General features: G+C 64.2%; 14 protein-coding genes and 1 tRNA gene. 5 read left to right on the top strand and 10 right to left on the bottom strand.

What is annotated here, in order from left to right:
- Positions 1 to 12: 12 nt before the first annotated feature.
- Both CP556_RS13980 and CP556_RS13975 read right to left on the bottom strand, forming a co-directional pair.
- On the bottom strand, positions 13 to 606 hold the full coding sequence (locus tag CP556_RS13980; RefSeq protein WP_098726182.1) for a flavin reductase family protein: 594 nt from the start codon (positions 604 to 606) through the stop codon (positions 13 to 15).
- A 27-nt stretch (positions 607 to 633) separates the two neighbouring features.
- Entirely contained in the window at positions 634 to 1,065 is a 432-nt protein-coding gene (locus tag CP556_RS13975) for a DUF488 family protein, N3 subclade (protein WP_098726181.1), read from the bottom strand.
- 61 nt (positions 1,066 to 1,126) lie between these two features.
- On the opposite strand from CP556_RS13975, the gene CP556_RS13970 reads away from it, so the two are divergent.
- On the top strand, positions 1,127 to 1,948 hold the full coding sequence (locus CP556_RS13970) for a nucleoside phosphorylase (protein WP_098726180.1): 822 nt from the start codon (positions 1,127 to 1,129) through the stop codon (positions 1,946 to 1,948).
- Positions 1,949 to 1,993: 45 nt separating this feature from the next.
- Here the strand turns inward: CP556_RS13970 and CP556_RS13965 are convergent, their stop codons facing one another.
- The 4 genes from CP556_RS13965 to CP556_RS26005 all read right to left on the bottom strand — a co-directional run bounded on the left by CP556_RS13965 (position 1,994) and on the right by CP556_RS26005 (position 4,342).
- Entirely contained in the window at positions 1,994 to 2,761 is a 768-nt protein-coding gene (locus CP556_RS13965) for a mechanosensitive ion channel family protein (RefSeq protein ID WP_098726179.1), read from the bottom strand.
- Between the two features lies 1 nt (position 2,762).
- A complete protein-coding gene (gene dacZ, locus CP556_RS13960) occupies positions 2,763 to 3,575 on the bottom strand; it encodes a diadenylate cyclase DacZ (protein ID WP_098726178.1) in 813 nt (270 codons plus the stop codon).
- Positions 3,576 to 4,037: 462 nt separating this feature from the next.
- A tRNA-Leu gene (locus CP556_RS13955) sits at positions 4,038 to 4,122 on the bottom strand.
- A gap of 46 nt (positions 4,123 to 4,168) precedes the next feature.
- A complete protein-coding gene (locus CP556_RS26005) occupies positions 4,169 to 4,342 on the bottom strand; it encodes a hypothetical protein (protein ID WP_176548193.1) in 174 nt (57 codons plus the stop codon).
- 247 nt (positions 4,343 to 4,589) lie between these two features.
- Between CP556_RS26005 and CP556_RS13950 the strand changes: the two genes are divergently transcribed.
- A complete protein-coding gene (locus CP556_RS13950) occupies positions 4,590 to 4,898 on the top strand; it encodes a transcription initiation factor IIB family protein (protein ID WP_098727410.1) in 309 nt (102 codons plus the stop codon).
- A gap of 176 nt (positions 4,899 to 5,074) precedes the next feature.
- Here CP556_RS13950 and CP556_RS13945 read toward each other — a convergent pair whose 3' ends face one another.
- Positions 5,075 to 5,539 (bottom strand): phosphopantetheine adenylyltransferase, encoded by a 465-nt coding sequence (locus CP556_RS13945; protein WP_098726177.1) that lies wholly within the window; start codon positions 5,537 to 5,539, stop codon positions 5,075 to 5,077.
- A gap of 150 nt (positions 5,540 to 5,689) precedes the next feature.
- On the opposite strand from CP556_RS13945, the gene CP556_RS13940 reads away from it, so the two are divergent.
- The 3 genes from CP556_RS13940 (at position 5,690) to CP556_RS13930 (ending at position 10,051) form a co-directional block, all read left to right on the top strand.
- Positions 5,690 to 7,945: an NADP-dependent malic enzyme gene (locus tag CP556_RS13940; protein ID WP_098726176.1), complete on the top strand. Its 2,256-nt coding sequence runs from the start codon at positions 5,690 to 5,692 to the stop codon at positions 7,943 to 7,945.
- A 3-nt stretch (positions 7,946 to 7,948) separates the two neighbouring features.
- A complete protein-coding gene (locus tag CP556_RS13935; RefSeq protein WP_098726175.1) occupies positions 7,949 to 9,427 on the top strand; it encodes an outer membrane protein assembly factor BamB family protein in 1,479 nt (492 codons plus the stop codon).
- A 249-nt stretch (positions 9,428 to 9,676) separates the two neighbouring features.
- Positions 9,677 to 10,051, top strand: coding sequence for a 30S ribosomal protein S8e (locus CP556_RS13930; protein WP_098726174.1), 375 nt, complete (start codon positions 9,677 to 9,679; stop codon positions 10,049 to 10,051).
- Positions 10,052 to 10,108: 57 nt separating this feature from the next.
- On the opposite strand, the gene CP556_RS13925 is transcribed toward CP556_RS13930, so the two are convergent.
- From CP556_RS13925 to ppk1, 3 genes are all read right to left on the bottom strand, one after another.
- Entirely contained in the window at positions 10,109 to 11,104 is a 996-nt protein-coding gene (locus CP556_RS13925) for a phosphate uptake regulator PhoU (RefSeq protein WP_098726173.1), read from the bottom strand.
- Between the two features lie 350 nt (positions 11,105 to 11,454).
- A complete protein-coding gene (locus tag CP556_RS13920) occupies positions 11,455 to 11,682 on the bottom strand; it encodes a DUF7511 domain-containing protein (protein WP_098726172.1) in 228 nt (75 codons plus the stop codon).
- Positions 11,683 to 11,894: 212 nt separating this feature from the next.
- Positions 11,895 to 14,396 (bottom strand): polyphosphate kinase 1, encoded by a 2,502-nt coding sequence (ppk1, locus tag CP556_RS13915; RefSeq protein ID WP_098726171.1) that lies wholly within the window; start codon positions 14,394 to 14,396, stop codon positions 11,895 to 11,897.
- Between the last annotated feature and the right edge of the window lie 7 nt (positions 14,397 to 14,403).

Raw genomic sequence — 14,403 nt, 5'->3', positions numbered from 1 at the left:
TACCGGCCGATCTCAGAACTGCCGCTCGAACGACACCGGCTCCGAGACGGTGTAGTAGGGGCCGCCGAGCCGCCCGACCGTATCCAGATTACGCCCGTCGAGTTTCCCGTCGGTCAGCCGCGCCTCGTCGACGTGGACGTACTCGACGTCGCCGAGTATCATCAGCTTGTCGTGGACCTCGATCGAGTCGTGGAGCGTACACTCCATCGAGATCGCCGCGTCGGCGACCCGGGAGGCGTCCACCGTCCGACATTCACCGCGCTCGACGTCGGCGAGGTCGAACTCGCTCTCGTCCGGCGGGAGCGACGCCGAGGTGTGGTCCATCCGCTCGATGTCGGCCTCGGTGACGACGTTGACGACGAACTCGCCGGTATCGAGGGCGTTTCGCGCCGTGTCCTTCAGATCGTCCCGGTCACCGTTGGGCGTGTTGAAGAGAACCGTCGGCTCCTGCAGGGAGACGTAGTTGTACGAGCTAAAGGGCGCGAGGTTGTCGACGCCGTCCTCGCTTCGCGTGCTGATCCAGGCGATCGGTCGCGGCGTGACGACGGTTTTGACGAGCCGTGCGATCTCGTCGTCCGTTCGGTCCGCGGGAGCGAATTCGTGCATCGCCTCGTCGATACGCGGCCCGGCTACTCAACTCTGCGTCTCGAGGTACTCCCTGAGAATCGTCCGGTGACACCGCTTCTTCTCGGTGTTCTCGTAGCAGACCAGCGCCAGCGACTCGCCGGCTGACAGCCGATCGTCCAGCGCAGCGACCGCCGCCTGCGCCTCGTCAGCGTTCTCGAGGTACTCGCGATACGCCTCGCCGAACCCGACCTGGTCCCACGCGGCGTTGTGAGCCCCTTCCTCACAGAGGCCCTGCATTTTCATGTCCTCCTCGGCGTCGCGCATGGACTCGAGCAGGTCGGCCGGCGGGCCGAGTTCGGGTCGGTTCTCGTCGACGGTCGCGTGAAACCACGACGTCGGCCGTCGAACGACGCCCACGCGCGTCGCGTCCGGCGGCAGCTCGACCAGTTCGTGCTGGATCGCGGCGACGTAGGTGTCCGTCAGCGTCCCTCGGACCATGCCGGACCGGTACGCGCGCCCCGCATTTATATACAGCGTCGGATCGAATCGACGCTGTTCAATGTCTCACGACAGTGAAGATCCGAACGCCGACGTGCAGTACCACCTCGAGGTCGGTCCCGACGACGTGGCCGAGACCGTGCTCCTCCCGGGAAACCCCGAGCGCCTCGAGAAGATCGTCGCGTTCTGGGACGACTACGAGATGCGGGCCCACCACCGCGAGTACCGAACGGCGACGGGCGAGGCCGACGGAACGCCCATCTCGGTCACCTCGACCGGCATCGGCAGCCCCTCCGCTGCGATCGCCGTCGAGGAACTGGCTCGAGTCGGCGTCGAGACGTTCATCCGGGTCGGCTCCTGCGGTGCGATCCAGCCCGAGATGGCCGTCGGCGACCTGGTGATCACGACCGGCGCGGTCCGTCAGGAGGGGACCAGCGACGAGTACGTCCGCGAGGACTACCCGGCCGCCGCGGACTACGAGGTGGTCTCCGCGCTCGTCGCCGCCGCCGAACGGCTGGGCTACGAGTATCACACCGGCGTGACGATGAGCGCGGACTCGTTCTACGCCGGTCAGGGCCGGCCGGGATTCGACGGCTTCGAAGCTGCCGGCGCCGACGACTTGGTCGACGAACTCAAAGCGGCGAACGTCACCAACATCGAAATGGAGGCAAGCGCCATCCTCACGCTCGCGAGTCTGTACGGGCTCCGGGCCGGCGCGGTCTGTACCGTCTACGCCAACCGCGAAACCGGCGAGTTCCGGACCGAAGGAGAGTCCCGCGCCGCCGAAACCGCGACGCTCGCGACCCATCTGCTGGCGAAAATGGACGCCGTCAAACGGGAGGAAGGCGTCGACCGCTGGCACGCCGGCCTCTCGCTCGAGTAGCACTTCAGAATCGAATAGCCGTCCGGAATCGACGAGTTCACCGTGTCAATCTCGCATCCGGATGATGCCGTTCTCGAAGATCTTGCGGTTCGGAACGATGTACTCCTCCGAGTCGTCCTCGATCTTGGTGACGAACAGGTCGACCTCTTGGACGATCCCCGTCTGGTCGCCGATTCGGACCTCGTCGCCGATCCCGTAGGGCTGGTTGAGAAGGAGATAGATACCGGCGGCGCTCGAGACGAGGAAGTCCTTGAAGGCGACGGTGCCGACGATGACGATCCCGATGGCGTACACCGTCAGCAGGATCAACAGCGCCAGTACGTGGACGCCGATCTGGCCGAGAGCGATGATGAACGTGACGTACAGCACGGAGTACTTGACCAGTTTCGGGATGACCGAGACCTCGGGGAGCTTGACGCCCCGCAGATACTCGCTGACGATCAGTTCCGACTTGTCCGCGACGATGAATCCCAGAATGAGCACGAGCACGGCGATGAACAGCTGCGGGATGAACTCGGTGACGCGGAGCCAGAACGCATCGGTGTCCAGCAACTGCGCGATGTGGATCGCGGTGAGCACCGCGATACCGTAGATGAACCAGGAGCTCAGCCGGGCGACGATCTCGACCGTCGAGGTCCCGATCGACTGGGCCGTCCGCTCGAACGGCGTTCCCTCGACGGCTTCCGGGACGCCCGAGGCCGAGAGCAATTCCTCGTTGAGCCTGCCGACGAGATAGCCGACGACGAGCCCGAGCGCGAGCACCGCCGCGGCGATGACGGCCGGCTCGTTGACGAACGTCTGCCAGTCAACCATATCAGTACGCCTCCGGATCGACCTCCAAAATGAGTTCACCGCCCTTGAACGCCCGGACAAGCCCGTCGCTTTCGGACAGCACGATCGCGATCGCGTTTGTGTCCCGCGTGATCGCGCCGCCGGCCATGTGCCGTGCGCCCAGTCCCTTCGGAATGTCGACCCCCTCCGCCGACGGCTCGAGGTAGCGATACGCCGAAACGATCTTGCCCGCATCCGAGATGATAAACGCCCCGTCGAGCCGCGAGAACTCCTTCAGCATGACGTTCACGATCGGGTCGCCGACGTGGACGTGGGATTTCTCGAAGGGATTGTATGAAAGCGGGCGAGACTTGTTCATCACCTTCCCCGCGTCGCCGACGACGAACAGCGCGCCGACGGGTTTGCCCTTCTGGCCCTTCTGTCCCAGTTCAATCGCCAGCTCGAGGACCGCCTTGACCACTTCGGGGTCCGCGCGGGACTTGGCGAAGATGTCGTAGATCCCGGTGTGGTTTTCCGCGTCAGCGCGGACGCGAGACACCGTATCGATTCCGTCCCCGAAGACGCTCGTCGCACAGGCGAGTTCGTCACCGTCTTCGATTACGCCCTGTTCGAGCGCACCCTCGAGTCCGAATCGGATCCGCTCGGAGATGTCCTCGAACTCGAGGGGGAGTTCGACGAACGTCTCCGCACCAACGGCGTTTTCGGTGCCGACGACGACCACGTCGAGGTCTTCGACGGCCACGAACCGCTCGTAGTACGAACCGCTCGGTGAAAAGAGTACGACGGCATCGACACTCGCGAAGAGATCCCCGAACACGTCGTCTATCCCGGCCATTGATACTACAACTCGGTTCTGCTCGAATAAGCGTTATGGGGTGTCTGACGCTCGTCTGCCGATTCTATCCGAATTCTGCCGCGTTCAAAATAACTGTCATTACTTCGCCATTCGATTCGGGACAGCCCACGGGAGGCGACTGATCGCTACACGTTGCCGTCATCGGCCCGGTTCTCGGTTCGCGGGAAGAGTTTCGATCGATATCAGCGTTGGCTCACCTCGCCGAATTCGTCCTCGAGCAACGGTATCAATCGTCACGGCCTCCGTGTTCCCACTCTGCTCCACGATCCGTTCAGTGCGCACGGCTCGCTTCGGTCACTGGTCGCGAACTCGAGGCCTCACTGTGCTCGTGTCTCGCAGTGCGCGGGACCGGATTCGAACCGCGAGGACTTCGCTTCGCTCGTCCTCTGGGCCACGAATCCGCTGGCTGCATTCTACACTCACGAAGTTGTCCGCGGAGAATGCGCGGGACCGGATTCGAACCGGCGGACCCCTACGGGACAGCGTCCTAAGCGCTGCGCCGTTGGCCTAGCTTGGCTACCCGCGCCCGGTCCCGACTTTTCTCGAGTCGAGTAAGTAGCTGTCGGTCCACGTCAAGGGCGCTTCACCGGCTCTTCCGGCGACCAGTCCGGCGGGACGATAAACGTCACGTGCTCCGGATCCCGAAGCTGGTGGAGCTCCGCGGCCTGCTCGGCCAGCGACCGCTCCCGATACGGCATCTCGAGTCCGCAGCCGGTACAGACGAGTTTGCAGGTTGGTTCTTTCATGGGGCGTCGTGAACCGACACCGACGGCTGGCGTCGAGTACCGCTTCGGTTGACGGCTGGTTTAGTAGTTGTCACCTAGTGAAAACGGCAGAGAACGGCCGGTTTTCCGGGATATTCGTAGCGAACCGTTGCCATCCGTAGTACTCCATTGGGCGGCGGCGAGGATCGTGCCGGGGTCGTATCGGCCGACCGGCGAAATCGCGCAGTCGGACCACACGTTTATCCCGTCCGATCCGATATCCGGACGTATGCACAGCGCCCGGGATCGCATCGAATACGAACCGTGGCTCGAGGAACTCGAGACCGTTGCGGACCGGCTCGAGCTGACGACGGAGGCCCGTTCGTGTGCCGCCGATCTCTTCCTCGCAGACGTTCCAGACGCCGATCGCTCGAAGCGAGCGGTGCTCGCTGCCAGTCTCTACGCCGGTTCGCTCGTCGCCGGTGATGGTCGCACTCAGGGCGCAGTCGCCGACGCTGCCGACGTCTCCCGACTGTCGATCCAGTCCCGCTGGAAGGAACTGCTCGAGTCGGCCGGGCTCGAACCGCCCCGCTGGTAGCGCTCTCGTACAATCACCGTTTCCCGGCGCAGTGGTGGACTGATTCGGCATAAGCTGATACTACGAGCGCGATCCGACGCAGGGTTGCCGGACAATCGGTTCACGTGACAGGAGACGGTTCACGTGACAGGAAATAATTCGTCCGCTCGCTCAACGGGAGCCGATAATCGGGCCACTCAGTCGTCGATGACGGTCCCGTGCTCGTCGATCTCGCCCGTGACGATCCGGGTGCTCGAGATGATGTCGCCGTCGTCCGCGACGAGGTGTGGAACGACGACCACCTCGAGCGGGTCGTGCCCGTTCTCGCGGCGGATCTCGTTGATCCGTTTGCCGCCCTCGCGGGTTTCGGGGGAGACAACGAGATAATCGAACTGCGGTTCGGTCGCGATTCCCGTCGGGGACTCGAGCATTCGGATCTCGAACTCGCGGTCGTGGTCGGCCGCGATCGACTCGAGTTCGGCAGCGAGTGCGTCCTTGCGTTCGTCGAACGATCGGACGTGTCGATCGACATCTCGCGACTTCGGTGCGAGTTCGTCGCTGGTCAACCCGACCGTCACGTCCCCGAGTTCGAACGCCCGTTCGAACAGCCGTCGATGGCCGTCATGAACGGGGTCGAAGGTCCCACCAAGCGCGACGTCCATACCCCATCTCACTTGCGCGGTGCGTATAAAACGGTCGAATCAGCGTATCTGCCTGCGAGGAATCTATGCCCCCCGCACAACCGGGGATTTCGACAGTTGTCGAAACTCGCCTTCGCATTGTTTTTAGTAGTCCCCCGCAGTGTCCCCGGTATGGGATTAGATGAGGATTCACTGGAGTATCACCGCACCGATCCACCCGGAAAAATAGAGATTTCGACCACGAAACCGACGAATACGCAGCGCGATCTCTCGCTCGCGTACTCGCCGGGCGTCGCCGCGCCGTGTCTCGAGATAGACGCGGACGAAACCGACGCGTACCAGTACACGGCCAAGGGTAATCTCGTCGGCGTCGTCTCGAACGGCTCCGCCGTGCTCGGACTGGGCGATATCGGCGCGCAAGCGTCGAAACCGGTCATGGAAGGGAAGGGCGTCCTGTTCAAGCGCTTCGCCGACATCGACGTCTTCGACATCGAACTCGACGAAGCCGATCCCGACAAACTCGTCGAGGCCGTCAAGATGATGGAACCCACCTTCGGTGGCGTCAATCTCGAGGACATCAAAGCGCCCGAGTGTTTCACCGTCGAGGAGCGCCTGCGCGAGGAGATCGACATCCCGGTCTTCCACGACGACCAGCACGGCACCGCGATCATCTCCGGCGCGGCGCTCATCAACGCCGCCGACGTCGCGGGGAAGTCGCTCGAGGAACTCGAGATCGTGTTCTCGGGAGCCGGCGCGAGCGCGATCGCGACGGCGCGGTTCTACGTCTCGCTGGGCTGTAAGAAGGAGAACATCACGATGTGTGATTCCTCGGGGATCATCACCGAGGAGCGCGCGGCGGCGGGCGACGTCAACGAGTACAAACAACAGTTCGCCCGCGACGTGCCCGAAGGGGGGCTCGCGGACGCGATGGAGGAGGCAGACGTCTTCGTCGGCCTCTCGATCGGCGGGATCGTCTCCCAGGAGATGGTCCAGTCCATGGCCGACAACCCGATCGTCTTCGCGATGGCCAACCCCGATCCGGAGATCGGTTACGAGGACGCCAAAGACGCCCGCGACGACACCGTCATCATGGCGACCGGCCGCTCCGACTATCCGAATCAGGTCAACAACGTCCTCGGGTTCCCCTTCATCTTCCGCGGCGCGCTCGACGTACGTGCGACCGAGATCAACGAGGAGATGAAGGTTGCCTGTGCCGAGGCGCTGGCCGAACTCGCTCGTCAGGACGTTCCCGACGCGGTCGTCAAGGCCTACGGCGACGAGGCGATTCAGTACGGCCCGAACTACATCATTCCCAAACCCGTCGACCCGCGGGTGCTCTTCCGCGTCGCACCGGCGATCGCCGAGGCCGCGATGGAGTCCGGTGCCGCGCGCACCGAGATCGACCTCGAGGCGTACGAGGAGGAACTCGAAGCCCGCCTCGGGAAATCGCGCGAGATGATGCGCGTCGTCCTCAACAAGGCCAAGAGCGACCCCAAAACGGTCGCGCTCGCGGAGGGCGAAAACGAGAAGATGATCCGGGCGGCCTACCAGATCCAGGAGCAGGGAATCGCCCTGCCGATCCTCATCGGCGACGAGGACGATATCAAGCAGACGTCCGCGAACCTGGGCCTCGACTTCGATCCGACCGTGGCCGACCCGACCGTCGGCGACTACGAGGAGTACGCCGATCGGCTTCACGAACTCCGCTCGCGCAAGGGGATCACGCGGAGCGAAGCCGGCGAACTCATCGAACACGACACCAACTACTTCGGCAGCGTGATGGTCGAGCAGGGCGACGCGGACGCGCTCCTGACCGGCCTCTCCCATCACTATCCGTCGGCGCTCCGGCCGCCGTTGCAGGTGATCGGCACCGCCGACGACGTCGACTACGCCGCCGGCGTCTACCTGCTCACGTTCAAGAACCGCGTCATCTTCGTGGCCGACGCGACGGTCAACCAGGCACCCGACGAGGACGTCCTCGCGGAGGTCACCAGACAGACTGGGAAACTCGCGCGGCGGTTCAACGTCGAACCGCGCGCCGCCTTGCTTTCGTACTCGAACTTCGGCAGCGTCGACAACGAGGGGACGCGCAAACCTCGAAAGGCGGCCTCGATGCTGCAGGACGATCCCGAGGTCGACTTCCCCGTCGACGGCGAGATGCAGGCCGACACCGCCGTCGTCGAGGACATCCTCGAGGGAACCTACGGCTTCTCGGACCTCGAGCAGCCCGCGAACGTGCTCGTCTTCCCGAACCTCGAGTCGGGTAACATCGGCTACAAACTGCTGCAGCGTCTCGGCGGCGCGGACGCCATCGGGCCGATGCTGGTCGGCATGGACGAGCCGGTCCACGTCCTCCAGCGGGGCGACGAGGTCAAGGACATCGTGAACCTCGCCGGCGTCGCGGTCGTCGACGCCCAGCAGGAGTAACGCGTGAGCGAGCACGCCGCCCCTCGAGACGGGTCCCCCGATCGGGACGCGAGTTCGGATCGGAACGCCGACGACGCGGAAGCCGATCGGAGCCGTTCCGGAGCCGGCGGTGCTCGATTCACCAGACGGACGCTTCTCAGTACCGCGGGAACGGCCGGTGCAGTCGGTCTCGCGGGCTGTACCGCACGCCAGCACCGCGCGCCGCCGGACTGCGGCCCCGTCGCGACCGCCGCCGAAACCGCGGACGGCTACGTGCCGCTGCCGGCAGACGACGACGTGTCGATGTTCCGTCGCGGACTACGACGGTACGGCTACTACCCCGAGGAAACCGTTCCGTCATCGGTGACCGTCGACTGGTCGTTCCCGGTCAACCGCATCGGCCATACCGCGGCCAAATCGACGCCCCGGCCGACGCCCGACGGTGAGACGGTGCTGATCGCCGGCGACGACGGTCGGATTCACGCCGTCAGACCGACCGGCGAACACCGGTGGGAACGCGAGACCGGGGCCGGCAGAAGCCTCGGCTTCCACGGGACGCCGGCGATCGCCGACGGCACCGCCTACATCGGCGGCTACGACGGTGAACTCTACGCCGTCGACATCGACTCCGGAAGCACGATCTGGCACACCCGAATGCGCGAGTTCGGCGATGCGATCGCGATCGGCTCGAGCCCCGCGTACGTCGACGGCTCGCTCTATCTCCTCACCGAACACAAGAACCCCGCCAGCGGCGCGCTGTGGGAGGTCGACGCCGCGACCGGGAATCCGACCTGGAGCGACGACCGCATCTGGGGGATGCCCCATCCCTCGCCCGCGATAGACTGCGAGGCCGGCCGGCTCGTCACCGGCTCCAACGACGGCGTCGTCTACTGCTGGGAGTTTCCCTCCCTCGAGTTCGCCTGGTCGTTCCAGGCGGGCGGCGAGGGCGGCCCCGACGGGAAATCGATGGCCGACGGCCGATTCACTCTCGGTGCGCAGATCAAGGGGACGATCCCGACGTACGACGGCGCGGCGTTCGTGGGCTCCTGGGACGGCCGGTTCTACCGCCTCGATCTCGCCGACGGCAGCGAGGAGTGGTCGTTCGACACCGGCGACGTCGTCATGTCGAATCCGGCGATTGATCCCGACCAGGGCATCGTCTACGTCGGTAGCGATAGCCACTACGTCTACGCGCTCGAGGCCGCGACCGGCGACGAACTGTGGTCGACGGACGTCGACGGCCACGTCATCGGCTCGATCACTGCCACGGCCGAAACGATACTCGTCGGCTCCTACGACACCCACCTGTACGCACTCGACAGAGAAAGCGGTGACCGGCGGTGGCGAGTCGAAAACCACGGCCACGTGACCAGCGGCGCGATCCCCCGCGACGGCCGGATCTACTACGCCGAGCGCGGCGTTTTCTCGAACTACTACGACGATGACGAGGAGACGGTGCTCGAGAAGCCCGGCCGTGCGTACTGTCTGGTTCCGGACGAGTAATTAGCACTCACACAGCTGGACGGTTTGCCAGTGCGGTCTCACTGGTAGTCACCGTGAGCGACCGAAGGGAACGAGCGGGCCGACAACTGACTCGACGCGAGTGAAACGAGCGGAGAGGAAGGAGGAGTGTTTTTGATCGAAATTTTACCGAGGGACGCTGCGCTGCGTGGCGAAGCCACCAGCGCAGCAGACCGCAGAGTAAAATTTCGTAGCAGTGCATTCAAGTAGACGCCAAGATTTTGATTGTGTATGCAAGATCAGGGACGCTCTACGCGCAAGCGAACCGGTGGCCGACTGAAGAACGTTCGAAATAGCCGCAAAGACGAACTCGGTCGACTGCCGACGGAGACCGAGGTCGGCGAGCCGCGATTCCGGACCATCGATGTCCACGGTAACGGCACGAAAACGCGAGCGCTCGCAACGAACGTCGCGAGCGTCAACAAGGGCGACGAGACGGTGCCCGCGGATATCGAGGACGTCGTCGAGAACGACGCCAACCCGAACTACATCCGCCGGAACATCATCACCAAGGGAGCCGTCATCGAAACGAGCGAGGGTCGGGCCCGCGTCCGGTCCCGACCCGGTCAGACCGGTCAGGTCACCGCCGTTCTCCTCGAGGAGTAACGATCGACGGTTTCGGTCGGTTTTTGCGCACTGTTCCCCAGCGGTGCTGCCGCGGAGTCAGGGCCGCGGTGCCGCCTTCTGTAACGCCGTCTCGGCAATGTTGCCGCCGTAGTCGGCGCTCCGGGACAGCGAGTCGACGATCAGCCCCAGCGACTGGGCCTGTGCCGGCTCGAGGTCGCGGAGCTTGTCGTCGATCTGGCGGGTGTACTCGTCGATCTCGAGGACGGCCGCGAGCGCGTCGTGGCCCAGCCGAGTCGCCTCCTCGGAATCGTCGGCGAACAGCGCGTCCATCGACTGGTCGAAGACGCTCGCGGCTTCGGCGTGGAGTCCGTGGAGGGCGTCGGCCACGTCGGCGGGGAGCTCGTCGAGTTTAAGCGCGATATCGCTGATCTTGACGGCGTGGTCGGCGATCCGCTCGAGTTGGCGCGCGCTCGAGTGGAAGTCGAAACAGGCCTCGCGCGAGACGCCCAGTTCCTCGACGGCGCGCGGTGACCGAAGTGTCGAGCGGAAGATCCGCGAGACGACGAGCCAGAGCCGGTCGACGTCGTCATCGCGCTCGATCACGTCGCGAGCGATGTCGTCGTCGTTCTCGATCAGCGCGGTCACCGCGTCCTCGAGCATCGATTTGGCGATCAGGCGCATCCGCGTGACGGCGTTGACGATCGACAGCTCCGAGGAGTCAAGCAAATCCTGGATGACCACGCTGTCGCTGGTTTCCTCGAGCACCTCGACCCCGACGAGTCGCTGGGTCGCATCGCGGATTGCGCTGCGCTGATCGGTCGTGATCCGGCCCGCCTCCAGCGAGATGACGTCGAAGCCGCTGACGTACATCGTCATCACCGCTCGCATGAGCTGTTCGTCCGCGAGCCCGGAGACGTCCAGCGTCCCCTCTTGTCGGCGCGTTTCGCGTTCGGGGGTGAGGAGCAGCTCGTCGTCCTCGGGATAGAATTCGACAGTCGTCCCGCTGCTCACGTCGTTTTCCGTCGCCCACGTTTTCGGCAGCGAAACGGTGTACGTCGACCCGCCAGTCACCTGGACTTTTCGCGTCTCCATACGCAGCCCTTGCTACTGTAACAATATAAATCCACTAGTCTATAGAGAAGTATGGACCAGTAGCATTCGTGCGTTCTAGCAGCGCTTTCGCCTATTTTCGGTACCTATTCGCCCGTACTACTCAATCGATAATGGTTCACAACAATAGACCTATATAGATTTGTTCGGCGTCCGTAACGCCACGAGTTCAGTGATGACCCGTCGCTGGTACTGACACGGAACGAATGACTCGAGCGAGACGCAGCGACCCTTGAGTCGGAGCCAAGCGGATCCTCACTGTCCCTTTTTGCGGCGCGAATCCCCCCGCCATTCGCGGTCGACGCCGAACCGAATGTACGGCGAGGAGGCGGTCACTGCATGTCGGCGACATCGACGAACGCCCGGACGTTCGCCGATATCCACGTCGTCAACTGGTCGGCCTCGGAGCACTCGCGCGGTGCGATCGTACACCGATCGGGGCGGTCCTCGTATCGGACGACGATCGACTCGAGCGCGGGCGCGTCGCGCTCGTGCTGTGCGACCGCGGCGAGTCGTTGTCGGGCGGACCGGTCGTCGTGACCGCTGGTGGATCCGTTCATGGGTTCGAGGGATCGTGTATGCGATCCGAGCGACGGCACGTACAAAGCCGCTGCTAGTTGTGATATTGAGGAATCAATACCCGTTCTATGCGCTCCGTACGAGGTCCGAGTGGAGCGCAACGGTGACAGTTCTCCGAGAGTGCGGCGCAATCGCCCCACTCACTGCTACCAATCGAACTGACCGCCGACAGACAGAGGGACGATTGAATCGATTACGTCCGAGGATCGTTCCGAACGTCGGCGAGTGCGGAACGCATGAACGTCTCGTGGACGTTCGTCGTCGCTCCGTCCTCGTCGGCCCGACACCGATCGTAGCTCCCGTCCGACCGCATCACCCATCTGTTCGCATCGTCCGCCAGCAGGGTCTCGAGGATCGTCTCGAGTCGCCCCTGAAGGCGCGGGTCTTCGATCGGCGCGATCGCCTCGACCCGGCTATCGAGATTGCGGGTCATCCAGTCGGCCGAGCCGATGTAGTATCGGTCCTCGCCGCCGGCGCGGAAGTAGAAGATCCTCGAGTGCTCGAGGAACCGGCCGACGACGCTGTAGACGTCGATCGTCTCGCTGATCCCCTCGAGTCCGGGCCGAAGCCGACAGATGTCGCGAACGATGAGGTCGATATCGACGCCGGCTATCGACGCCTCGTAGAGTTCGCGAACGATCGCCGGATCCTCTAACCGATTCATCTTCGCGACGATACGGGCGTCGTCGCCGTCGCGGGCGCGCTCGGCTTCGGCTCGAACGAGTTCGACGAAGCGATCGCGCATGTTCCCCGGGGCGATGAGCAGTTTCCGGTAGTCCCGATACATCGAGTGGCCCGTGAAGTAGTTGAACAGCCTGACGAGATCCTGCCCGATGTCTCGGTTGGCCGTGAGCAGGCCCAGATCCTCGTAGCGCTTCGCGGTCTCGGAGTGGTAGTTACCGGTCCCGACGTGGGAGTAAAGGCGCACCCCGTCGTCCTCCTCGCGGACCACCAGTGACGTTTTCGTGTGGGTCTTGTACCCGATCGTCCCGTAGGCGACGTGGATCCCCTCCTCCTCGAGCTTCTTCGCCCACTCGAGGTTGTTCTCCTCGTCGAAGCGGGCCTTCAGCTCGACCATGACGGCCACCTGTTTGCCGTTGCGAGCGGCCTGAATCAGGCTCTCGATCACCTGCGAATCGCTGGCGGTCCGGTAGATGGCTGCCTTGATCGCGAGCACGTCGGGGTCGTTCGCCGCGGCCTCGAGGAACCGCTGGACGGTCTCCTCGAAGGAGTGGTAGGGGTGGTGGACGAGCACGTCGCGGTCGCCGATCTGGTCGAACACGTTCGTTCCGTCCTCGCACCGCCCCAGTCGCGGATGGGGCTGTGGCGACCACTCGGGAAGCTTCAGATCCGGTCGGTCGAGTTCGGTCAGGTCCGCGAAATCGCGGTACTCGAGCGGGCCGTCGAGCGCGAACACCTCCCGATCGTCGAGGTCGAGTTCGCGCGTGAGGATGTCGCGGATCTCGTCGGGCGCGTCGCGCTCGATCTCGAGCCGGACGGCGGTGGCAAACCGGCGTTCTTCGATGACCTCCTCGATCATCTCGATCAGGTCCTCGGCGACCTCCTCGTTGCGCCGGACCTCAGCGTTGCGCGTCACCCGGAACAACGCGGTGTCGACCACCTCGACGTCCGGAAAGAGCAGATCGAGATTCGCTCGAACGATGTCCTCGAGGCGGACGTACCGCGCGTCGTCACCGAGCTGGACGAACCGGAGCTGGTTGCGCGGGATCTTTACCCGCGAGAAGGTGAGATCGGTATCGGCCCGTTCTCGCGTCAGGACGGCCAGCGAGAGGCTCTGGTTCGAAATGAACGGGAACGAGTGGGCCGGATCGAACGTCAGCGGGGTCAAGGTTGGGAGGACGGAGCTCTCGAAGTACTCGCGCAGCTTCCGGCGCTCGACGGCGGTGAGGTCGTCGTACCCGACGATGTGAATCCCCGCGTCCGCCAATGCGGGTCGGATCTCCTCGCGGTACCACTCGGCCTGGCGCTCGAGCAGCGGCCGGGATTCCTCGAGAACGTCCGCCCACTGCTCTCGCGGCGTACGACCGTCCGGCGTCTCTTCGGTGACGCCGGCCGCGATCTGCTGTTTCAGTCCCCCGACCCGCTTGCGGAAGAACTCGTCCATGTTCGTCGTGACGATCGCGAGGAACTTCACCCGCTCTAAGAGCGGATTCGTCTCGTCACCCACCTCGTGGAGGACGCGACGCTGAAAGGCGAGTTCGCTGAGTTCACGGTTCAGGTAGTAGGACGGGCGCGTGAGATCGACGCTCGAGGAGTCGGTCTCCGAGTCCCCGGACTCGGTGGTCGATCGTTCGATCCCATCGGATGCGGCCGGCGAGTCGGTCTCGGTGGACGCATCGACGCGGTCGGCGTCCTCGGCCGGAACGGGGAGCGTCGCCGTTTCGCTGGCGGTACTCGAGTCGATATCGGTGTCATCGCTTCCAGTAGCTGTTTTCGCCGCCTCCGACGTTGTCGAATCGGAATCACACCACCGTGCAGTTCGCTCGGTCGGGCTCGAGTCGTCGCGACCCTCCGTGGGTCGGTCGGCCGTCTCCGAGTCCGCCTCTCCACCCGTTTCACCGTCCAGTACTGATCGAAAGGCAAACGCGGCCGCGTCGTCAGTCGCGGATTCAGTCGGTCGGTCGTCCGATTTCGACCCCTCTTCGTCGTTCTCGGTTGTATCTCCCTCGTTCATCTCAAAT

Source organism: Natrinema sp. CBA1119, from assembly GCF_002572525.1.
Taxonomy (GTDB): domain Archaea; phylum Halobacteriota; class Halobacteria; order Halobacteriales; family Natrialbaceae; genus Natrinema.
The sequence above is the reverse complement of the archived record's forward strand: the minus strand, read 5'-3'. Positions and strand labels throughout refer to the sequence as shown.